At 70.6% G+C, this 20,391-nt stretch carries 19 protein-coding genes; 12 read left to right on the top strand and 7 right to left on the bottom strand.

Annotation, left to right across the window (positions count from 1 at the left end; translation table 11 throughout):
* Positions 1-7 precede the first annotated feature (7 nt).
* The gene (locus BSY19_RS22560) at positions 8-400 is read right to left on the bottom strand and encodes a hypothetical protein (protein WP_069056117.1); all 393 of its coding nucleotides are present in this window, start codon (positions 398-400) and stop codon (positions 8-10) included.
* 142 nt (positions 401-542) lie between these two features.
* On the opposite strand from BSY19_RS22560, the gene BSY19_RS22555 reads away from it, so the two are divergent.
* The 4 genes from BSY19_RS22555 to BSY19_RS22540 all read left to right on the top strand — a co-directional run bounded on the left by BSY19_RS22555 (position 543) and on the right by BSY19_RS22540 (position 4,534).
* Positions 543-1,523 carry a hypothetical protein gene (locus tag BSY19_RS22555; protein WP_069056116.1) on the top strand — a complete coding sequence of 327 codons (981 nt, stop codon included), beginning with the start codon at positions 543-545 and terminating at the stop codon, positions 1,521-1,523.
* Positions 1,524-1,632: 109 nt separating this feature from the next.
* Positions 1,633-2,439: a 2-oxo-tetronate isomerase gene (otnI, locus tag BSY19_RS22550; RefSeq protein ID WP_069056115.1), complete on the top strand. Its 807-nt coding sequence runs from the start codon at positions 1,633-1,635 to the stop codon at positions 2,437-2,439.
* Entirely contained in the window at positions 2,439-3,437 is a 999-nt protein-coding gene (locus tag BSY19_RS22545) for a glucokinase (RefSeq protein ID WP_069056114.1), read from the top strand. The genes otnI and BSY19_RS22545 overlap by 1 nt, the downstream gene beginning before the upstream one ends.
* A gap of 47 nt (positions 3,438-3,484) precedes the next feature.
* The gene (locus BSY19_RS22540) at positions 3,485-4,534 is read left to right on the top strand and encodes an acyltransferase family protein (RefSeq protein WP_236840428.1); all 1,050 of its coding nucleotides are present in this window, start codon (positions 3,485-3,487) and stop codon (positions 4,532-4,534) included.
* Between the two features lie 10 nt (positions 4,535-4,544).
* Here BSY19_RS22540 and BSY19_RS22535 read toward each other — a convergent pair whose 3' ends face one another.
* Positions 4,545-4,883 carry a hypothetical protein gene (locus tag BSY19_RS22535; RefSeq protein WP_069056113.1) on the bottom strand — a complete coding sequence of 113 codons (339 nt, stop codon included), beginning with the start codon at positions 4,881-4,883 and terminating at the stop codon, positions 4,545-4,547.
* A 137-nt stretch (positions 4,884-5,020) separates the two neighbouring features.
* Between BSY19_RS22535 and BSY19_RS22530 the strand changes: the two genes are divergently transcribed.
* Complete coding sequence (locus tag BSY19_RS22530) at positions 5,021-6,838, top strand: ABC-F family ATP-binding cassette domain-containing protein (RefSeq protein ID WP_069056112.1); 1,818 nt, start codon at positions 5,021-5,023, stop codon at positions 6,836-6,838.
* Positions 6,839-6,875: 37 nt separating this feature from the next.
* Positions 6,876-7,622, top strand: a complete 747-nt coding sequence (locus BSY19_RS22525; protein ID WP_069056111.1) for an SDR family oxidoreductase — start codon at positions 6,876-6,878, stop codon at positions 7,620-7,622.
* Between the two features lie 56 nt (positions 7,623-7,678).
* Here the strand turns inward: BSY19_RS22525 and BSY19_RS22520 are convergent, their stop codons facing one another.
* Positions 7,679-8,572, bottom strand: a complete 894-nt coding sequence (locus BSY19_RS22520; RefSeq protein WP_069056110.1) for a metallophosphoesterase family protein — start codon at positions 8,570-8,572, stop codon at positions 7,679-7,681.
* Between the two features lie 330 nt (positions 8,573-8,902).
* Between BSY19_RS22520 and BSY19_RS22515 the strand changes: the two genes are divergently transcribed.
* Positions 8,903-9,415: an NUDIX domain-containing protein gene (locus BSY19_RS22515; protein WP_442856667.1), complete on the top strand. Its 513-nt coding sequence runs from the start codon at positions 8,903-8,905 to the stop codon at positions 9,413-9,415.
* Between the two features lie 469 nt (positions 9,416-9,884).
* Complete coding sequence (locus BSY19_RS22505; RefSeq protein WP_069056108.1) at positions 9,885-10,385, top strand: GNAT family N-acetyltransferase; 501 nt, start codon at positions 9,885-9,887, stop codon at positions 10,383-10,385.
* A 96-nt stretch (positions 10,386-10,481) separates the two neighbouring features.
* Here BSY19_RS22505 and BSY19_RS22500 read toward each other — a convergent pair whose 3' ends face one another.
* The 4 genes from BSY19_RS22500 to BSY19_RS22485 are packed head-to-tail and all read right to left on the bottom strand — an operon-like array spanning position 10,482 to position 17,428.
* Positions 10,482-12,581, bottom strand: a complete 2,100-nt coding sequence (locus BSY19_RS22500; protein ID WP_069056107.1) for a hypothetical protein — start codon at positions 12,579-12,581, stop codon at positions 10,482-10,484.
* A 55-nt stretch (positions 12,582-12,636) separates the two neighbouring features.
* Entirely contained in the window at positions 12,637-15,468 is a 2,832-nt protein-coding gene (locus BSY19_RS22495; protein WP_069057315.1) for a DUF4159 domain-containing protein, read from the bottom strand.
* 6 nt (positions 15,469-15,474) lie between these two features.
* Complete coding sequence (locus BSY19_RS22490; RefSeq protein WP_069056106.1) at positions 15,475-16,389, bottom strand: DUF58 domain-containing protein; 915 nt, start codon at positions 16,387-16,389, stop codon at positions 15,475-15,477.
* A 13-nt stretch (positions 16,390-16,402) separates the two neighbouring features.
* Entirely contained in the window at positions 16,403-17,428 is a 1,026-nt protein-coding gene (locus BSY19_RS22485; protein ID WP_069056105.1) for an AAA family ATPase, read from the bottom strand.
* 205 nt (positions 17,429-17,633) lie between these two features.
* Between BSY19_RS22485 and BSY19_RS22480 the strand changes: the two genes are divergently transcribed.
* From BSY19_RS22480 to BSY19_RS22465, 4 genes are read left to right on the top strand one after another with little or no spacing between them, the layout of a single operon-like run.
* Entirely contained in the window at positions 17,634-18,218 is a 585-nt protein-coding gene (locus tag BSY19_RS22480) for a DUF1285 domain-containing protein (protein ID WP_069057314.1), read from the top strand.
* Positions 18,218-18,862 carry a CoA pyrophosphatase gene (locus tag BSY19_RS22475; RefSeq protein WP_069056104.1) on the top strand — a complete coding sequence of 215 codons (645 nt, stop codon included), beginning with the start codon at positions 18,218-18,220 and terminating at the stop codon, positions 18,860-18,862. Before BSY19_RS22480 ends, BSY19_RS22475 begins: the two co-directional genes overlap by 1 nt.
* Positions 18,863-18,884: 22 nt before the next feature.
* Positions 18,885-19,142, top strand: coding sequence for a DUF6111 family protein (locus BSY19_RS22470; RefSeq protein WP_069056103.1), 258 nt, complete (start codon positions 18,885-18,887; stop codon positions 19,140-19,142).
* Complete coding sequence (locus BSY19_RS22465; RefSeq protein WP_069056102.1) at positions 19,139-20,386, top strand: CCA tRNA nucleotidyltransferase; 1,248 nt, start codon at positions 19,139-19,141, stop codon at positions 20,384-20,386. Before BSY19_RS22470 ends, BSY19_RS22465 begins: the two co-directional genes overlap by 4 nt.
* Positions 20,387-20,391 lie beyond the last annotated feature (5 nt).

Here is a 20,391-nt window from a genome sequence, read left to right as displayed (position 1 = left end):
GGGCCGTTCATGTCCCGACCTCGCCGAGCCAGGTGAGGATCGCGGCCAGCAACAGGCCGATCCAGCCCGGATGCCGGCCCTTGGTCGCGAAACACACCAGCGCTGAGCAGGCGAGCGTCGCGATCAGGGCGATGCGCACCAACCATCGTGCCGGGAATGGCTGGCCCGGCGGCAGCGCGAGCATGATCAGCATGCCGCCAAGCGCCCAGCCCAGGATCGTGACGAGATGCCAGCTCGCCCACAGGATCCTGACATGGCGCTCCTTCAGGATCTCGCCGCCGAGCGTGGGTACGATCCCGCTGCTGCGCTGGCGCCGGAAGATCAGGATCTCGCCGAGGATCGAGTGAGACAGGCCGATGAGAACCATCAATATGCCGGCCCACAGAAGCAGCATCTGCATCGCTCGCCCCTTCACGACAGGATCGACAGGCTTTCGTGGCCATCGATTGATATCAGCGTTGCGGCTCGCGAGAGAAGCTGCTTGGCTGACGCCAACTCATGCTGGCCGTATCGGCCGTGGGGATTTCCCGTCAAGGATCGTCATGTTCAGTTTCGCTCGCCCGCTCATGCTGTCACTCGCATTTCTCGCCGCCTCGGCGCCGGCCTTCGCGGCCAGCGATGTCGCCGTCGAGGTCAAGAATGAATCCGAGCCGGTGCTCTGCGCCGAGAAGGACAACGTCACCATCAAGGCGATCTCGCCCGAGGTGCGCCGCTTCCAGATCGAGGCGGCGCATCCGGCCTATATCGCCGGCCTGATCCGCGACAACTGGGAGGCCGACTGGACGGCCTGCGACATGACGGGCGACCCCGTCTTCGCCGCGGTCACCCCGCCGCGCCGCGTCACCTTCTACGAGAGCATCGAATACTGGCTCGTGGGCTACACCTTCCCAACCTTCTGGCGCCCGTCCGACACGACCTTCAAGGTCGGCGACAGGGTCGAGAAGGGCCTGCATCTCGTCCAGCTCTGGAAGCTCGGCAAGGACCGTTCGCACGAACTGCTCGTGGTCTATCCGCAGGACGGCTACTGGCGCGCCCGGCCGATGCCGCCCTCGCAGCTCGCCGCCACGGCCTATGGCTCGTCCTTTCTGGTCGGGCCGATCGTTCAGGATGGCGCGCGACCGGTCGTCAACATCAGGGAGATCGAGTTCGACCCCAAGACGACCTCGTTCAAGCTGAGCTTCAAGGACGGTTCCAACGGCACGCTGAAGCTCGAGGGCGTCGACGAGAACCGCATGGTGCTGGATGTCGTGCTCGACAGGCCGGTGACCGGCGGCAATGCCTTCGTGGCGCTGCGCTCGATGTATGTCACCGAGGGCAACAACGATGTCGCGCACATCGCCATTCGCGAGCCCGGCGCCAAGGGCTGGCGCGAGGAGAAGCTGATGCCCTTCACGGGCGGCAAGGCGACCGACATCTGGATGGGCCGCACCACCCATTCGCGTCACAACACCTCCTCGCCCGACATGGTCTTCCGGAACTTCTCCAAGGACCCGAACCCGCCGGCCCGGGCCGACAAGAAGTAGGCCGGCCCCGCCTCGACAGGGAACGCATCGCGGCGATGCCGCGTTGCGGCATGACGCGGGCCGCTCCGCGCGCTAGCTTCGCGGCAGTTCATCAGCCTCCGGGACCGTCATGCCTCGCTTCGCCGCCAATCTCTCGATGATGTTCAATGAATGGGCCTTCCTCGACCGCTTCAAGGCGGCGGCGGATGCCGGTTTCGAGGCGGTGGAGTTCCTGTTCCCCTATGAGCACCCGGCCGAGCAGGTCGGGCTGGCTCTGGTGGGTGGGCATCTCCAGCAGGCGCTGTTCAACCTGCCGCCGGGCGATTTTGCCAAGGGCGAGCGCGGAATCGCGGCGCTCGCCGGCCGAGAGGCCGAGTTCCGCGCGGGAGTCGAGACGGCGCTCGCCTATGCGCACGAGACCGGCGTGAAGCGCCTGCACATGATGGCGGGTCTGGCGGATCCGGACGACGCGACCGCGCAGGCGACCTACCGCGCCTCGCTCGCCTACGCCGCCGATGTGCTGGCCCCGCATGGGATCGAACTCCTGCTCGAGCCGATCAACGGCAAGGACATGCCGGGCTATTTCCTGAATGATTTCGACCGGGCCGCGGCCTATGTGCGCGAGTCCGGGCGGGCCAATGTCAGGCTGCAGTTCGACATGTATCACTGCGAATTGATCCATGGCGACGTGGCCGGCCGGCTGAAGGCGCTGTTTCCGCTCGTCGGCCATGTCCAGATCGCCAGCGCCAACGGCCGCCACGAGCCCGACGATCAGGGGCCCGACTATCCGAAGCTCTTCGCCCTGCTCGACGCGCTCGGCTATGACGGCTTCGTCGGCTGCGAATACCGGCCGCGCGCTGGCACGCTCGAAGGGCTCGGCTGGTTTGCCCCCTATCGCCGGCACGACCCGCGGCCGGACCCGCTGGACGCGGCGTGATGCCGCCCTTCGCCTGGCCGGTCCTGGTCGCCGACATCGGCGGGACCAATTGCCGCCTGTCGCTGGTCGAGCAGGCGGGCGCCCAGCCCGTCCCTCTCGCCCGCATCGCGACCGGCAGCCAGGCGACGCCCGAAGCCGCCCTGGAGAGCGTGCTGACCACGCTCGCCCAGCGCCCGCGCTCCGCGATCCTGGCCGTGGCCGGCCCGCTCGAAGGGCGCGTCGCAAGGCTGACCAATGCGAGCTGGACCTTCGACGGCCCTGTTCTCGGCCGGGCGCTGGGGCTCGAGCAGGGGCTCCTCGTCAACGATTTCGAGGCACAGGCCGCTTCGCTCGCCGTGCTCGGAGACGGCGATGTGACCACGCTGGTGGCCGGCGATCCGGAAGCCGGCGGTACCAGGCTCGTGCTGGGGCCGGGCACCGGCTTCGGTGCGGCGGCCATCGTCACCCGGGCCGGGCGCAGCGTGCTGGTGCCGACCGAGGCCGGGCATATCGGCATCGGCCCGGAGGATCCGACCGAGGAGAAGATCTGGCCGGCGCTGGCGGCGGGCCTGCCGCGCGTCACGGTCGAGGCGCTGCTCAGCGGCGACGGGCTGGTGCGCTTCCACCGCGCCGTCGCGGCCAGCTCCGGCCTGCGCGAGCCCGATGTCAGCGCCGCGGATGTGACGACCCTGGCGCTCGACGGGGAGCCGGCCGCGCTGATGGCCGTGATCTGCTTCTGGCGGCTGCTCGCCCGCGTCGCCGGCGATCTCGCGCTCGCCTTCAAGGCGACGGGGGGCGTTTATCTCTCGGGCGGGATCGTGCCGCGGCTGCTCCCGCTGGCCGAGCGCGGTGCGATTGCGACCGTCTTTTCCGCCAAGCCGCCGATGGAAGATCTCGCCGCGCGTTTTTCGCTGCATGTCATCACCGCCCGCGACGGCGCCGAGCGGGGCATGGCCACGATCGCCGCCGCGCCGGCGCGCTTCGGCCTCGACGATCCCGCGCGCTTGTGGTTTGGCTGACCACGGCGCGCCGGCCGGCGGGCCCGAACGGACCGCTCGCCCCCGCCTTGTCTGCCATCCTCCCGATCCAGGTGCTGCGGGCGCTCGCGGCCTTCATGGTGGCCGTGCATCATGTCCAGCCCGATGCCGCGGTGCTGGCGCGGCTGGCGGGGCAGCCCTTCGCCGGCAGCGATCTGCTGCCCTGGATGGCGGGCGTCGACATCTTCTTCGTCGTCTCCGGCTTCATCATGGTCCACGCCTCTGCGCCCCTGTTCGACCGGCCGGGCGCGCCCGCCCTGTTCCTGAAACGGCGGCTGGTGCGGATCGTGCCGCTCTACTGGGCGGCGACGACGCTGTTCCTGCTGATCGGGCTCGCGCTGCCTGCGGCGCTCAATTCGCCGGCGCCGAGCGTCGGGCAGATCATGGCCTCCTACCTGTTCTGGCCCGCGGTCTCGTCCAGCGGGCTGGTGCAGCCGGTCTATTCGCTCGGCTGGACGCTGAACTACGAGATGCTGTTCTACGCGCTGTTTGCGGCTGCGCTCGCGCTGCCACGCGCCGTTGTCGTACCGGCCGTGACGCTCGCGCTGGCGATCCTGGTCTGTGGGACCGCCGCGATGGGGCCGCTGCCGCTGCCCTTCGGCTTCTGGGGTCAGCCGATCGTGCTCGAATTCGCGGCGGGCATGGGGATCGCGCTGCTGCATCGGCGTGGCTTGATGCTGGGGGCGAGCCCGCGCGTCGCGCTGGTGGCCGTCGCCATCGGCCTGCTGCTGTGGAGCCCGCATGCGCTGTTGTCGGCGGGGCCTTGGCGCGATCTTGCCCTGCACGGATCAGCCGCTGCGCTGCTGGTGCTGGCGGCGGTGACGGGCTCCCGCGAGCCGGCTGCGCCTTCGGTGCTGACGATAACGCTCGCCCGGATCGGCGACGCCTCCTACGCGCTCTATCTCGTCCACCCCTTCGCGATCCGCGGCTTGCGCGAGGTCTTCGCGCGGGTCGGGCTGTTCGAGCCCTGGCTCTTCGTTGCGGCCGCCCTGGCCAGCGCGGTGATCGCGGCGCTGCTGGTGCACCGTCTGTTCGAGGCCCCGGTGACGCGCGCGCTGCGGCGCTGGACGGGCGCCTGAGGCGAGGCCTTCAGTCGAGGCGTCGGCCCTTCAGCGACTGGCCGACGACGCCTCCGGTGCGTCGCCGCTCCGCCCGCTTCGCCTTGATCGCCGCGACATGCTCGGGCTGGGGATGGTAGCCGCGCTCCATGATCTCGAGCGAATACTCCTCATAGGTGAGGCCGAGCGCTTCGGCGTTGTCCTCGCGACGCAGCGCGATGTCGCGCGGCTTCTTCCACGCCTTGCGGTGGGCGAAACGCCAGTCGAAGAAGCGGCCGATCCGGCCCGTCCCGGTCTCGGACCGGCGCCTGCGTTCCTTGAGTGGCGGCCCGCCATTGTGGCCGATTCCGATGGGGCGCTGGCGAGACATCGCGGTTCTCTTCGTCCTGTGCGACTGCGAAGTTAGCAAGTGCGCAGGGCGGGGCAAGCACCGTGCCAGGGCCTGCGGGCGTGACATCGGGGGGCTGCCGGTCTATCCCGCCATCCATCTCCCTTCACGGACACGCCATGGCCCCCTTGCTGCATCTGCGCGACGTCGCGCTCACCTTCGGCGGACAACCGCTGCTGGAGGCGGCCGAGATCGCGGTCTCGGCCGGAGAACGCGTCTGCCTCGTCGGCCGCAACGGCTCGGGCAAGTCGACCCTGCTGAAGATCGCGGCCGGCCTCGTCGATCCCGACAAGGCCGAGCGCTTCGTCCAGCCTGGCTGCACCGTGCGCTATCTGCCGCAGGAGCCCGATTTCACGGGCTACAAGACCTCGTTAGCCTATGTCGAGGCGGGGCTGGGGCCGGGCGACGACGCCTATCGCGCGCAGTATCTGATCGACGAACTCGGCCTCACCGGCGAGGAGGATCCGGCGACGATGTCGGGCGGCGAGTCGCGTCGTGCCGCGCTGGCGCGCGTGCTGGCGCCCGAGCCCGACATCCTGCTGCTCGACGAGCCGACCAACCATCTCGACCTGCCGGTGATCGAATGGCTCGAGCAGGAGCTGAAGTCGCTGCGCTCCGCCATGGTCCTGATCAGCCATGACCGGCGCTTCCTGACCAATCTGTCGCGGGCGACGATCTGGCTTGATCGTGGCCTGACGCGGCGCATGGACCGGGGCTTCGGTGAGTTCGAGGCCTGGCGCGACGAGGTCCTCGCCCAGGAAGAGCTCGACCGCCACAAGCTCGACCGCAAGATCGCCCGCGAGGAGGACTGGCTGCGCTACGGTGTCAGCGCCCGGCGCACGCGCAACCAGCGCCGGCTCGGCGAACTCCACGGCCTGCGCGAGCAGCGCCGCACCGCGCGCTTCGCCGTCGGCAGCGTCAAGCTGGAGGCCAGCGAGGCGCAGACCTCGGGCAAGCTGGTGATCGAGGCGCTCAACGTCTCCAAGGCCTTTGGCTCGAATGTCGTGATCAAGGATCTGTCGCTGCGCGTCGCGCGGGGCGACCGGATCGGCATCGTCGGCCCCAACGGCGCCGGCAAGACGACACTGATCAACCTGCTCACAGGCCAGCTCGCGCCCGATTCCGGCACGGTGAAGCTCGGCGTCTCGCTGGAGATGGTGACGCTCGACCAGCGCCGCGAAAGCCTCGATCCCGCGACGCCGCTGGGCGATGCGCTCACCGGCGGCGGCTCGGACCAGGTGATGGTCGGCGACACGCCGCGCCATGTCATTGCCTATATGAAGGACTTCCTGTTCCAGCCGCTGCAGCGGCGCACGCCGGTCGGCGCGCTGTCGGGCGGCGAGCGCGGCCGGCTGATGCTGGCGCGCGCGCTGGCGAAGCCCTCCAACATGCTGGTGCTGGACGAGCCGACCAACGATCTCGACCTCGAGACGCTCGACCTGCTGCAGGAGCTGCTGGCCGATTACAAGGGCACGGTGCTGCTGGTCAGCCATGACCGCGACTTCATCGACCGCGTCGTCTCGGCGACGCTGATCTCCGATGGCGACGGCGTCTGGACCGAGTTTGCCGGCGGCTACACCGACATGCTCGCCCAGCGCGGGCGCGGCGTCGGCGCGAAGGTCAGGGTTGTCGCGAAGGCGGGCGTCCCCGCGGCGGAGCCGGCCGCAGCCGCGCCCAGCGCGCCAGCCGCCCCGACCTCGAAGCGCAAGCTCTCCTTCAACGAGAAGCATGCGCTGGAGACGTTGCCCAAGACCATCACGGTGCTGCAGGCGGAGGCCGCCAAGCTCAACCAGGCGCTCGCCGGCGATCTCTACACCCGCGACCCGAAGCTCTTCGCCAAGGCGACGACGCGGCTCGAAGAGGTGACCCGCGAGATCGCCGGGCTCGAGGAGCGCTGGCTGGAACTCGAGTTGCTCCGCGAGGAGATCGGCGCGTAACGGTCGCGACGCGCGGCCTGCTGGCAGGGGAACGACGATGAGATTGAAGGGCAAGACGGCGCTGGTCACCGGCGCGGCGCAGGGGTTCGGCTTCGGCATCGCCGAGACCTTCGTGCGCGAGGGCGCGCGGGTGGCGGTGCTCGATCTCAACGGAGACAAGGCGAAGGAAGCGGCGCAGGCGATCGGCCGCCGGGCCTTCGCCGTGACCTGCGATGTGGGGAAGGGCAAGAGCGTCGAGAAGGCCGTGGCGCGCGTCATCGCCAAGGTCGGCCGGCTCGACATTGTCGTCAACAATGCCGGCATCAGCCACCGCAACCAGCCCATGCTCGACGTCAGCGAGGAGGAGTTCGACCGCGTCTTCGACGTCAACGTCAAGTCGATCTATCTGATGGCGAAGGCGACGGTGCCGCATTTCCGCGAGCATGGCGGCGGCGTGATCCTCAACATCGGTTCGACGGCGGGCGTCCGGCCCCGGCCGGGCCTGACCTGGTACAACGGCTCGAAGGGGGCGGCCAACCTGCTGTCGAAGTCGATGGCGGTGGAGCTGGCGCCGGACCGGATCCGCGTCAACGCGATCGCGCCGGTGGCCGGCGAGACGCCGCTGCTGGCGACCTTCATGGGCGAGGACACGCCGGAGAAGCGTGCGCAGTTCCGCGCCTCGATCCCCTGGGGCCGGCTCTCGACGCCGCAGGACATGGCCAATGCGGCGCTCTATCTCTGCTCTGATGATGCGGAGATGGTCACGGGGACGGTGCTGGCCGTCGATGGCGGCCGCTGCATCTGAGATTTCGCGTCATGCTCGGGTCGGCGCCCGGCGTCGCCCGAGAATGACGCGTCTCGTCACACCGGCTTGGTATGCAGCGCGATCTCCTGGTGGAGCATCACGGTGCCGTCGAGCTCGAAGCCGCGCTGCTCGAAGGTGATGTGCGGGGTGCTCGCGTCGCCCTCGATCTTGAACAGATGCCAGCTCGCCAACTCGCCATGGCCGAGCGGGCCGATCGAGGCCGAGGGCACGCCGACGATCGGCACGTCGCGGCCTTGCCCCGGGCGCCAGGCCAGCGAAAAGCGATGGTTGTGGCCGTGGATGACGAGATCGGCGCCCTTGCGGGCGAGCATGGCCTCGAAGGCGGCGGCATCGACCAGCTCGCGCGAGCGGCGGGCGCCGCCGACATAGGGCGGGTGGTGGATCAGCACGACGCGGATCAGCCCCTCGTCGCGGGCGCGGTCGAGCAGGATCTCGGCCTTGGCGATCTGGTCGCGGCCGACCTTGCCGGTCGCCATCAGGGGCAGGGTGGGCACGCCGGTGTTGAGCCCGATCAGCGCGACGGGGCCGCGGCGGCGATACCAGGGATAGCCGGTGCGGCCGTCGTCGCCCGTGACCCATTCGCCAAGATGGTAAGCCAGGGCCTTGAGCGAGGAGCGCGCATAGGCATCGTGGTTGCCGGGCACGAAGCTCACGGCCTCGCGCGGACCCAGCTCGTCGAGGAAGGCGGCCGCCGTCTTGAACTCGTTGGGCAGGCCGATATGGGATACGTCGCCGGTGCAGGCGACATGGTCGGGCTGCTGCGCGCGGATATCCGCCACGATCAGCGCCAGGATATCCATGTCATGCGCGTGCCGGCGCTTGCGGCGCCAGTTGACGTAACCGGTCGCCCGCTTGCCGAAGAGCTGATGCAGCGAAAAACCCGCGAGCGGGCCGAGATGGGGATCGGACAGGTGCGCGAGCTTGAACACGCTCTGCGCTAGCCTTGCGGCCAAGCCATCGTCAAGCCATCCGTGCCGCACGCTTTCGCGTGCGCGGAGGGCGAGGATGGTTCAGTTTGCGGCGCCGGTCAGTTCGGAGACGATGCGCGAATCGGTCAGCGTCAGGGCGGGCTGCCAGACGAAGGCGGGCTTGGCGCGGAAGAGCGCGGTGATGAACGAAAGAAGCATGTCGGTATTCCCTAGTAATGAGGCTGGGATATCGGCCCGGTTTGCGGCGCGGTTGTGACGTTCGGCACCGCAGGGCGGGGGTCCGTCATGCGTAATTTGCATATACAATTCGGTAACCATTGGAGGCCATGCGTGAGCGGACGAGCGCAGACCGGCGCGGAGCGGGACTCGGACAGCAACCTGACGCGGCTCCAGCGCCTGCAGATCCGCCTGCTGCATGTCTATTTCCGGCTCAGGCGCGGCATGACGCTGGGCGTGCGCGCGGCGGTTCTGAACGACCGGGGCGAGGTCTTCCTGGTCCGGCACACCTATACGCCCGGCTGGCAATTGCCGGGTGGCGGGGTCGAGGTCGGCGAGCCGATGGTCGAGGCGCTGGCGCGCGAACTGGCGGAGGAGGCCCGGATCAGCCTGTCGGGGCCCGCCACGCTGTTCGGCGTCTACTTCAACTGCAAGATCTCACGGCGCGATCACGTGGCGCTCTATGTCGTCAGGGACTTCGTCGTCGACTCGGCCAAGACGCCCGATCTGGAGATCGCGGAGGCGCGCTTCTTTCCGCTCGATACCTTGCCGCAGGGGCTGACGCCGGGGACGCGGAGGAGGCTGGCCGAGATCGCGGGCGGGATCGACCCTGCCGCAGAATGGTGAGTAACCTGCCGATGGGAGAAGGCATCGTTCTCGTTGTTCTCGGGTTGGGCTTGCTCTTGGGGCTGTTCAACAAGCCCTGGTGGTCGGTCGGCCTTGCCGTCGGTTTGGCGATCCTCGTGGGGAGTTTCGACCAAACGCTCCATACACTCGCCTCCGAGCCCGCTTGGGTCCTCATGGGCCTATCGTTCTACTGCTTGCCTCGGCTGGCCGGCTGGCTTCTCGGGCGGCTTCTGATCAGGCTGGGCGGTTAGGCCCGGTCGCCACGTCACGGGTGTCGCCCGGAAGAACAGAGGTGGCCGATGGACGCCCACCCTCCGCTCTGCTACAGCGCCGCCACCATGACGATCGGGCTCCCGACCTCCCTCCTGCGACGACCGGCGCGCTGAACGCGCTTCGGGCAGGGCCGCGCCGCGCGCGGACCCCGCCCTCACTTGCCCAGCCTCTGCCCGTCCGCAGGTTTGCCGCCGCAATGACTTCGCTTCCCCTGACCATTCGCCATGAGCTTCCCGCCGATGCGGCCGCGATCGAGCGGCTGCATGAGCGCGCCTTCGGGCCCGGGCGCTTCGCGCGCACCGCCTTCCGCCTGCGCGAGGGCGTGCCGCCCGATCCGGCGCTGACCTTCGCGGCGCATGTCGGGACCTTCCTCGTCGGCTCGATCCGGGTGACGCCGGTGATGGCCGGCGGCCAGGGCGCGCTGATGCTGGGGCCGCTCACCGTCGACCCTGCCTTCGAGGGCCGGGGCATCGGGGCTGCGCTGATGAACCGCTCGATCGAGGCCGCGCGCGCCGGCGGGCATGACCTCATCATGCTGGTGGGGGACGCGCCCTATTACGCCCGTTTCGGCTTCAGGGTCATTCCGCCGGGCCAGCTCGTGCTGCCCGGTCCGGCCGATCCGGCGCGGTTCCTGGCGCTCGAGCTGGTCGAGGGCGTGCTGGCGCAGCGGCGCGGCGCGGTGACGGCGATCCGATAGAGATCGTCATTGCGAGCGCAGCGAAGCAATCCAGAGCGGCAGAGCACTGCGTCCCCCTGGATTGCTTCGCTGCGCTCGCAATGACGGGCAGGCCCGTCAGGCCGTTGCGTCCGGTCGCCGGTTGAAGCGACGGCCGCTCTCGCCGATCCAGCCCGCAACGAGGGCGCCGAAGAGCAGGGCGAGCCCGATCAGACCGATGAAGAGCGGCGAGATCTGCACGCCGCGCACGATGCCGGAATCGCTGATGCGCAGGCCGATCCAGTCCGAGCCCGCGAACTGGCTGCCCGAGCGCACCGGCACGATGCGCGGCACCGTGACGTCCGAGCCGCCCTCCTGGCCGATGCGGCGCGACGAGCCGCCGGTCGCCTCGGCCAGCGTGCGAAGCTGGGCCGGGTCGCTGACGACCTCCATCAGCTCGCGCGGGTTCTCCGGGCCGACGCTGGCGAAGGCGGTGAGGTTGTCGCCGGCGATCCGGTGCAGCCCGAACTCGCTGGTCGGGATCCGGGCCGTGAACAGGCCGGGGCGGCCGGGCTCCAGCGGGATCGAGCGGGACTGGCCGTCCGGGCCGGTGACCACGACGGGGGCCGGGTTGTCGCCCAGCGTCTGGCGCTCGACCTCGATGTAGCCGCTGCGCGAGACGGCGCGCAGGGCCTCCTCCTCGAGATCGGGCTCCTTCATCAGCCAGTGGCCGAGGCGGCGCAGCAGGTCGAGATGCGGGCCGCCATCGCGGAAGCCGCGGGCCCAGAGCCAGGCATGGTCCGACAGGAACAGCGCGACGCGGCCCTTCTGCTCGCGCGCCAGCATCAGCAGCGGGCGATCGCCCGGGCCGGTCATCACCGGCGAGCCGGTGCGGGCGCGGGCGCCGACCATGCGCAGCCACTCGCCCCATTGCGGCGGCTCGACCTCCGAGCCCGGCAGGTCGCGCGTCACCGGGTGGCGCTTGCCGGGCTCGCTGACGCGGGCGCGATAGGCCTCGTCGATCACCGAGCCGTCCGGGATCGCCGGCAGGATCTGGCCGAGCGGCGTGCGGGCCAGCGACTGGGCGCCGGCATATTCCGGACCGGCCGCGATCAGCAGCGCGCCGCCCTCGCGGACATAGCGGACGATGTTGTCGAAATAGACCAGCGGCAGGATCGACTGGTTGGCGTAGCGGTCGAAGATGATCAGGTCGAATTCCTTGATCTTGACCTGGAACAGCTCGCGCGTCGGGAAGGCGATCAGCGACAGCTCGTTGATCGGCGTGCCGTCCTGCTTCTCCGGCGGGCGCAGGATGGTGAAATGGACGAGGTCGATATTGGCGTCGGCCTTCAGCAGGTTGCGCCAGGTGCGCTCGCCCGGATGCGGCTCGCCCGAGACCAGCAGCACGCGCAGCTTGTCGCGCACACCCTCGATGGTGATGACGGCGCGGTTGTTGGCGAGCGTCAGCTCGTTGTCGAGCGGGGCGGCCTCGATCTCGATGACATTGGGGCCGCCGCGGTCGATGCGGACCGGCAGCGAGACGGTCTGGCCGACCGTGACTTCGCGGCGGGCGACGATCTCGCCATCGCGCCGCACGGTCAGGGCGGCGCGGCCGGGGCCGCCCTTCTCGAGCACGCGCAGCCTTACCGTCTGGTCCTTGCCGACGATGCCGAAGCGCGGCGAATCCACCAGCACGATGCGGCGGTCGATCTCGCGCTCCCGGCCCGTCGCGAGGACATGCAGCGGCGCCCGCAGGCCGAGCGCCTCAGCCGTCGGCGGGGTGTCATGGGCAAGGCCGTCGGTGATGACGATCGCGCCGGCCACGCGCTCGGAGGGCACGTCGGCGAGGCTGGCGGCCAACGCCTCGAACAGCCGGGTGCCATCGCCCGAGCCCTGCGCATCGCGGACCTCGACGATGCGCGACTCGACATTGCCGATACTGCGCAGCTGGCGCTCGATCTCGGCCTGGGCGGCCTGGGTCTGGGCCGAGCGGTCGCTCAGGCGGTTCGAGGCGGAGCGGTCCACGACGACCGAGACGACGTCCTTGACCGGCTCGCGGTCCTCGAAGACGAGCGAGGGGTCGGCCAGCGTGAGCGTCAGCACGACGAGGGCGAGGGCGCGCAGGATCGCGCTCTTGCCGGCGAGCACGATCGCCGCGCCCGCCGCCAGCGCCGCCAGAACGGCCAGGCCGATCAGCAACGGCAGCGGGACGAGCGGCGCGAAGGAGAGGCTCCACATCAGATCACGGTCCTGTCGCTACGCCCCCGCAGCCATTGAATCATTCGAGCGCGCCTCACTGGCCCAGCCTCTCGAGCAGGGCCGGGACATGGACCTGGTCGGCCTTGTAGTTGCCGGTGAGGGCGTACATCACGAGGTTGACGCCGGCCCGCAGCGCCATTTCGCGCTGGCGCGGATCGGAGCCGGAGATCGGCACCATGGGTTCGCCGCGGCGGTTGACGGCCCAGGCCGAGGCCAGATCGTTCGAGGTGATGACGATCGGCGAGACGTTGTCGCCGGCCCGCGCCGGGCGGCGGCCGTCGGCACCGGCGGGCGGCAGGATCTCGACCCAGGTCGTGCCGGCGTCATAGCGCCCGACGAACCCGTCGAGGATGTAGAAGGTCTTGGTCAGGACGTGGTCGCGCGGCAGCGGCTCCAGCTCGGGAATGTCGAGCGTCTGCAGCATGCGCCGGAGCTGGTCGCCCTCGGGCGTCGTGCCGCCGCCAGGACGAGCGCTCATCGCGTCGCGGGTGTCGAAGATCACCAGCCCGCCGCCCTTCATATAGGCCTCGAGCTTGCGCAGCGTCTCCGATGAGGGGATCGGCCGGCCGGAGACGATCGGCCAGTACAGGACCGGGAAGAAGGCGAGCTCGTCGCGGTCGACGTTGACGCCGACGGCCTCGCCCGGTTCGAGCGCGGTGCGCGCGCCGAGCACGAGGTTGAGCCCGGCAAGCCCGGCCTTCGACATCTCGTCGACGGTGCGGTCGCCGGTGACGACATAGGCCAGGCGGGTGACCGCTCCGGCGGCGAAAAGCTCGCGCGGGATCGGCGGTCGCTGGTCCGGCGCGGGCGTCGCGGCAGGGGGCGCCGGCGCCTGGGCGCGGGCCTCGTCTTGCAGCAGCGTGCCGCCGCCCAGCGCCAGCGCCAGGAGGATGGTGGCGGGCGCGGCGCGGTGGGCCCTGCGGGCGAAGTTCAGGCGGCCGCCGAGCCAGAGCGTCGCCAGCGTGTCGGCGACCAGCAGCAGCAGCGCCAGCACCAGAAGCTGCGGGCGGATGTCGAGTGCGACCGGCTTGTCGACCGGCAGAACGGCTACACCCAGCGCGGCGAGGTCGATCGCGCGCAGCGTGTCCGTCGGGTTGAGCGTGTTGACCGCGAGCGAGCCGTCGGCGGGGCCGTAGATGCCGGGCGGATGGGCGAGCGTGGCACGGCCGGTGAAGCTGCGCGCCACCGGCTGCGCCGTGGCGGGCGGGCTGCGGAAGCTGCCGGTGCCGTCGAGCACGCGGGTCGGCGAGAGCGTCTCCACGCGGGCATCCTCTCCCTGGGGCTCGGCCGGGCCGGTGCCGGCGAGACCGACGATCTTCCTGAGCATTTCGACGAAGAGGCCCGACAGCGGCAGGTTCGACCAGGTCGTGTCGGCCGTGACATGCATCATCGCGATCATGCCGTCGCCGCGGCGCTCGCCCGTGACGACGGGCGTGCCGTCCTCCAGCGCCGCCCAGGTCTTGCGCGAGAGATCGGCTTCCGGCTCCGCTAGGATCTGACGGCTGACGCGGACATCGTCATTGACCGGCACGCCGAAGAAGGGGCTCTCGCGGGTGAAGGCGGCGAGCTTGCGCGGCGTTTCCCAGGAGAGCCCGCCGCCCAGCGTGCGGCCGCCCCGGCGCAGGCGCACGGGCGTCAGCTCGTCGGAGGCCGCGGCGAGGCGCGCGCCGGCGAAGCGCAGCAGCACGCCGCCGCGCTGGATGAAAGCGTTGATCTTGCCGGCCGTGTCGGGATCGAGCGCGCCGATATCGGCCAGCACGAGCACCGAGAGGTTCTGCGCCAGGAGTTCGCCGACCGGGTCGGTCGAGCCCGGCCGCGGTTCCCGGATCTCGGCGAAGGGCTGGAGCGCGCGCGAGACATAGTAGGTCGGCGAGAGCAGCGGCTGCGCCGTATCGGTGGTCGCGCCGGAGACGATGCCGACGCGGCGGCGCTTGGACCGGTCGTCGAGCAGGGCGACGGCGCCGGCGCTGCGCTCGCCGACGATCTCGAGCCTGGAGACGGCGTTGCGGACCTCAATCGGCAGGGTCAGGCGGGCGGTGGTCTGCAGCGTGGAGCCCTCGAAGACGAAAGGCGCATCGCCGAGCGGCAGCCCCTTGAGGTCGAGCGCGCGGACGAGGCCGCTGGCGGCGGCGCTGGCGGTCGGCCGCAGCACCTTCACGGCCAGCGCCCCGGCGAGATTCTCGGGCGCGGTCAAGGCGAGCTGGTCGATGGGGCCGGCATGGATCGAGAGGCGCCCCGAGCCGGCCTCCTGCCTCAGCCGGGCGAGGAAGGCGCCGTCGTCGGAGACCGAAAGCCCATCGGCCACCCAGACGACTTCGGCCTCAGGCGAGGTGCGCAGGAAGGTCTCGATGCGCGGCAGGTGAGCGCCACGGTCGGGTGCATGCGGCTGCAGGGCGAAGGCGCGCAGACGGTCGAGGGCGGCGCGCGGCTCCGACAGTGCGATCTCGGCCGGGTTTTCCGCCAGGCCGACGAGGGCGACCGGGCGGCCTTCGCGGGCGGCGGCGGCGACGCGGGATTCGGCGACCAGCAGGCGCTCGGGCCAGTCGGCCGCGGCGCCGAAGCCGTTGTCGACCAGCAGCAGCATCGGGCCCTGCAGCGGCCCGGCCTCGCGGGTCGGGTTCCAGACCGGGCCGGCCACGGCGAAGATCGCCAACGCCGCGACCAGCATGCGCAGCGCCAGCAGCCACCAGGGCGTATGGGCCGGCATCTCGCGCTTGGCGACGAGGTCGGCCATGATCTTGAGCGGCGGAAAGTCGATCCGGCGCGGCCGCGGCGGCGTGACTCGCAGGATCAGCCAGAGCGCGGGCAGCAGCGCGAGCGCGGCCAGCGCGAGCGGGGCGGAGAAGGCGAGGGGGAGCGCGTTCAGCACCGGCTATCTCCCGCTTCCGCGCGACGCCGCGACGAGGCTCGCGATCCGCAGCACGCCTTCGCTGGCAGGCCGGTCGGTGCGGTGCAGCGTCAGCGTCCAGCCGGCCTTGCGGCAGGCCTCCCGGATCGCATCGCGATGGGCTTCCAGACGCTGGCGGTATTCCGCCCCCCAGGAGCCGGCATCGCCGACGCGCAGCGAGAGCCCATCCTCGAGATCGAAGAGCTCGGCCTGGCCGGTGAAGGGAAAGGTTTCCTCGATCGGGTCGGCGATCAGCAGGACGTGGCCGCGGGCGCCGGAGGAGGCGAGGGTGGCGATGCGGCGGGCGAGCGAATCAGCCGGCGAGAGCCCGTCCGTGATGATGATCGCATCGGCCAGGCGCGGCAGCGGTCCGTCGGGCGGCAGGTCGAGATCGGCTCCCTTGGCATCGGCCAGGATGGCCTGGGCCAGGGTCTCGACGATGCGGCGCGAGGCCAGCGCCCGCGTCAGCCCGAGATGGCCGACGCGCTCGCCGCCATCGACGAGGGTTTCGGCGAGGGCGAAGCCGGCGATCAGGGCGCGATCGACCTTCGAGGCCAGCGCGAGGCTGGAGGCGAAGCCCATCGAGGCCGAGCGGTCGATCCAGAGCCAGATCGCGTGCGAAGCCTCCCATTCGCGTTCGCGGACGAAGAGATGGCCGTCGCGGGCCGAGCGGCGCCAGTCGATGCGGGAGGAGGATTCGCCGGTGACGAGCGGGCGGTACTGCCAGAAGGTCTCGCCCGGGCCCGCCCGGCGGCGCCCGTGGATGCCGTGCAGGCTGGCGGAGACGCGCCGCGCCTCGAGGATCAGCCGGGGCAGGCGCGCCGCCAGATCGAGCGAGGCGGTGACGACCGGCCTCGCGGGCTGGCGTTCGGCTGATCCGAGAACGCGCGTGCGCAGCATCCGTGTTCGCCCCCTATCCCAGTCGCTCGACGAGCTTGCCGATGATGCCCTCCACCGTCTCGCCATCGGCGCGGGCGGCGAAGGTCAGCGCGACGCGGTGCTTGAGCACCGGGATGGCGAGCGCCACCACATCGTCGATCGAGGGCGCGAGACGGCCCTCGACCAGCGCGCGGGCGCGGCAGGCCAGCGTCAGCGACTGGCTGGCGCGCGGGCCGGGGCCCCAGGCGAGTTTGTCGGTGATCGCGGCGTCGCTGCCCTCGCCGGGGCGGGCGGAGCGGACGAGATCGAGAATCGCGTCGACGACCGCCTCGCCGACGGGCAGGCGGCGCACCAGCCGCTGCGTCGACATCAGGGTCTCGGCCGTCATCGCCTGGGCCGGCTTGTGCTCGGACGCGCCGGTGGTCTCGAGCAGGATGCGGCGCTCGGCTTCGCGGTCGGGATAGGCGACGTCGATCTCGAGCAGGAAGCGGTCGAGCTGCGCCTCGGGCAGGGGATAGGTGCCCTCCTGCTCGATCGGGTTCTGCGTCGCCAGCACATGGAAGGGCGCGGGCAGGTCGTAGCGCTCGCCGCCGATGGTGACGTGGTGCTCCTGCATCGCCTGCAGCAGCGCCGACTGGGTGCGCGGCGAGGCGCGGTTGATCTCGTCGGCCATCAGGAGCTGGGCGAAGACCGGGCCCTTGATGAAGCGGAAATGGCGCTTGCCGTCAGCACTCTCGTCGAGAACCTCGGAGCCCAGGATGTCGGAGGGCATCAGGTCGGGCGTGAACTGGACGCGCCGCGCGCTCATGCCGAGCACGGTGCCCATCGCCTCGACCAGCTTGGTCTTGGCGAGGCCGGGCACGCCGACGAGCAGGCCATGGCCGCCCGCGAGCAGGGTGATCAGCGAGAGATCGACGACCTTCTGCTGGCCGAAGATGACGCGGCCGATCTCGGTGCGGGCGGCACCGATGGCGCCCAGCGCCGCTTCCGCCGCCTCGACGATTCCGGTATCGAGGCTGACCGGCGGGTTGGTCTCCGCCGCACGGACTTGCGCCACCATATCGATCTCCTTCACCCTCTGGGCCCGCGCCTTCCAGCGTCGCGCAACCTGCAACGGCCTGAGCCGTTGAGTGTGGACGGGGCGTCATGCCGGCTCAAGGGCGGAATGACGCGGTGCACAGAACACGGCTTCACGATTATGTGGAGTTCAAGGCAGAGGCGATGATGCAACCACTATGCCGCATGCGGCGCAGGCGGGCTTTTCGATGAGTGGCGAGGGCGGCGCGATGGAGCGGCTGCTGGCGGCGCTGAAGGGCGGGGAGAAGCGCGGCTTGCCGCCGGTCGAGCGCTGGAACCCCGATTTCTGCGGCGATATCGACATCAGGATCGCCGCCGATGGCACCTGGTTCTATCTGGGCACGCCGATCGGCCGGCCGGCGCTGGTCAAACTGTTTTCCTCCGTGCTGCGGCGGGACGGGGAGGATTACGTTCTCGTGACCCCGGTGGAAAAGCTCGGCATCACCGTCGAGGACGCCCCCTTCCAGGCCGTCGAGATGGCGGTGGACGGAGAGGGCCAGGCTCGTGCGATCGCCTTTCGGACCCAGGTGGACGATCTTGTCGAGGTGGGTCCGGAGCATCCGATTCGCTTCGAGCGGGAGGCCGCGGGCGACGGGCTGAAGCCCTATGTCCATGTGCGCCGCAATCTCTGGGCCCGGCTCACCCGCGCGCTGACCTATGATCTGCTGGCGCTGGGAGAGGTTCGCGAGGCGGGCGGGGTGCCGCATTTCGGCGTCGCCGTGGCCGGCTCCTTCTATCCGGCGGTGCCGGCGAGCGAGATCGACGCAGCGTGATGCAGGCTCTCAATCTGACCGCCGAGGAGTTCGCGGCGCTGGCGATGCAGCGGTTGCGGGCGGAGCCGCCGGCCCTGGGCGACGTCATCGCCCGCCCGCGCGGCGACCACGACCACCAGCCTCGGCCGATCAAGCCGCCGGACGAGACGGCGGCCGTTCCCGCCGCCGTGCTGATCGGGATCGTGCCGCGGCCCGAGGGGCCGACGGTGCTTCTGACGCAGCGGGCGGCGAGCCTTCGCAGCCACTCGGCGCAGGTCGCCTTTCCGGGCGGGCGCGTCGATGCCGTCGACGGTTCGCCGGTCGTGACGGCGCTGCGCGAGGCGGAGGAAGAGATCGGCCTGCCGCGCGAGCGCGTCCGCACGCTCGGCTTTCTCGATGCCTATCTGACGGGAACCGGCTACCGCATCGTGCCGGTGGTCGCCCTGCTCGAGCCGCCGTTCACCCTGACGCTGAACGCCCACGAGGTCGACGACGCCTTCGAGACGCCCTTGTCCTTCCTGCTCGACCCGGCCAATCACCGGCGCGAAGGGCGCGAATGGAAAGGGCTCTACCGCACCTACTATGCGATGCCGTTCGGGGATCGCTATATCTGGGGCGCCACCGCCGGAATGATCCGCAATCTCTACGAGCGGCTCTCGGGCTGAACAGGACTGGACGATCAAGGCCATGCTGCGCTCGATCATCGAAGAGGTGCTTCTCTTCGTCCTGCCATTCTGTATCTTCGCCGGCTACCTCATCGTCAAACGGCGCAACCCGTTCGATGTCGAGCATTGGAGCCGGCATCTCTTCTGGTTGTCGATCGTCGGCCTGTCGCTGGCGATCGCGCTCGTCGCCTATGGCGGCTGGACCGCGCCGCGCGCCACGGGCGCCTATGAGCCGCCGCATATGGAGAACGGGCAGCTGGTGCCCGGCCGCTTCAAATGACCTCTCCCGAGGGGCGGATTGCCGCCCTGCTGGCGCGGCCGTCGCTCTCCGGGCTGCTGGAGGCGCTCAACGGCGAGGGCGAGGAAACCCGCGTCGTCGGGGGCGCGGTGCGCGATGCCCTGCTCGGCGAGCCGATCGGCGATATCGACCTGGCGACGACCGCTTTGCCCGAGGACACCATGCGGCGCGGCCGGCTGGCCGGATTCAAGCCCGTGCCGACGGGGATCGAGCACGGCACGGTGACCCTCGTCGCCGATGGCATCGCCTGCGAGGTCACGACGCTGCGCGAGGATGTCGAGACCGACGGCCGGCGCGCGACGGTCCGCTTCGGGCGCGATTTCGACGCCGATGCGCGGCGGCGCGACTTCACGGTCAACGCGCTCTCGCTGGACCGGGCCGGTGCTGTCCATGATCCCTGCGGCGGGCTCGCCGATCTCGCCGCGCGGCGCATCCGCTTCATCGGTGATGCGGCGACGCGCATCCGCGAGGATTATCTGCGGATCCTGCGCTTCTTCCGCTTCCACGCCCGCTATGGGGCCGGTTCGCCGGATACCGACGGCGTCCGCGCCTGCATCGCGGGGCGGGGCGGGCTGGCGGGGCTGTCACGCGAACGCGTCCGAGCCGAGTTGATGAAGCTGTTGGTGGCGCCGGGCGCCGCGCCCGCCCTGCGGGTCATGGCCGAGGCCGGGCTCTTGATGCCGATGATCGGCCGCGTGCCGCATCTGGCGCGCTTCGAGGCGGTGACTGAGGGCGGCGGCGAGGGCGTGCTCCCCGCCTTCCGGCTGGCGGCGCTCGCCGTCGGCGTGCGCGAGGACGCAATGCGCCTGCGCGAGGAGCTTCGCCTCTCCAATGACGAGTTCGACCGGATCGAGCGCATTGCGCTGGCGCTGGAGGGGCTGTCAGGCCGGGATTCGCCCGCGACGCTGGCGCTGCTGCGGCATCTCGCCCACCGGCTCGGGCAGGACGCCGTGGCGGCCGGGCTCGTGCTGCTGGCGGGGCGGGGCGCCGAGGCTGCCGGGCGGGCTCAAGCTGTGATCGCCGAACTGGCTCGGACGCCGCCTTTCCAGCCGACGGGGCGCGACGTGATCGCGTTGGGCGTGCCCGCGGGGCCTCGGGTCGGGCAGGTGCTGGCGGCGGCGCGGCGCGCCTGGATCGAGGGGGGCGCCCCTCCCGACACAGCCGCGCAATGGCGGTTTCTGGATGAGGCCCTGCGGTCGACGGGCCCGGGACAAGCGGCCGACTGACGCAG

Origin of the sequence: Bosea sp. RAC05, from assembly GCF_001713455.1 — a bacterium.
Classification (GTDB): Bacteria; Pseudomonadota; Alphaproteobacteria; order Rhizobiales; family Beijerinckiaceae; genus Allobosea.
Note: the sequence above shows the minus strand (reverse complement) of the source record. Positions and strands in the feature narration are given on the sequence as shown.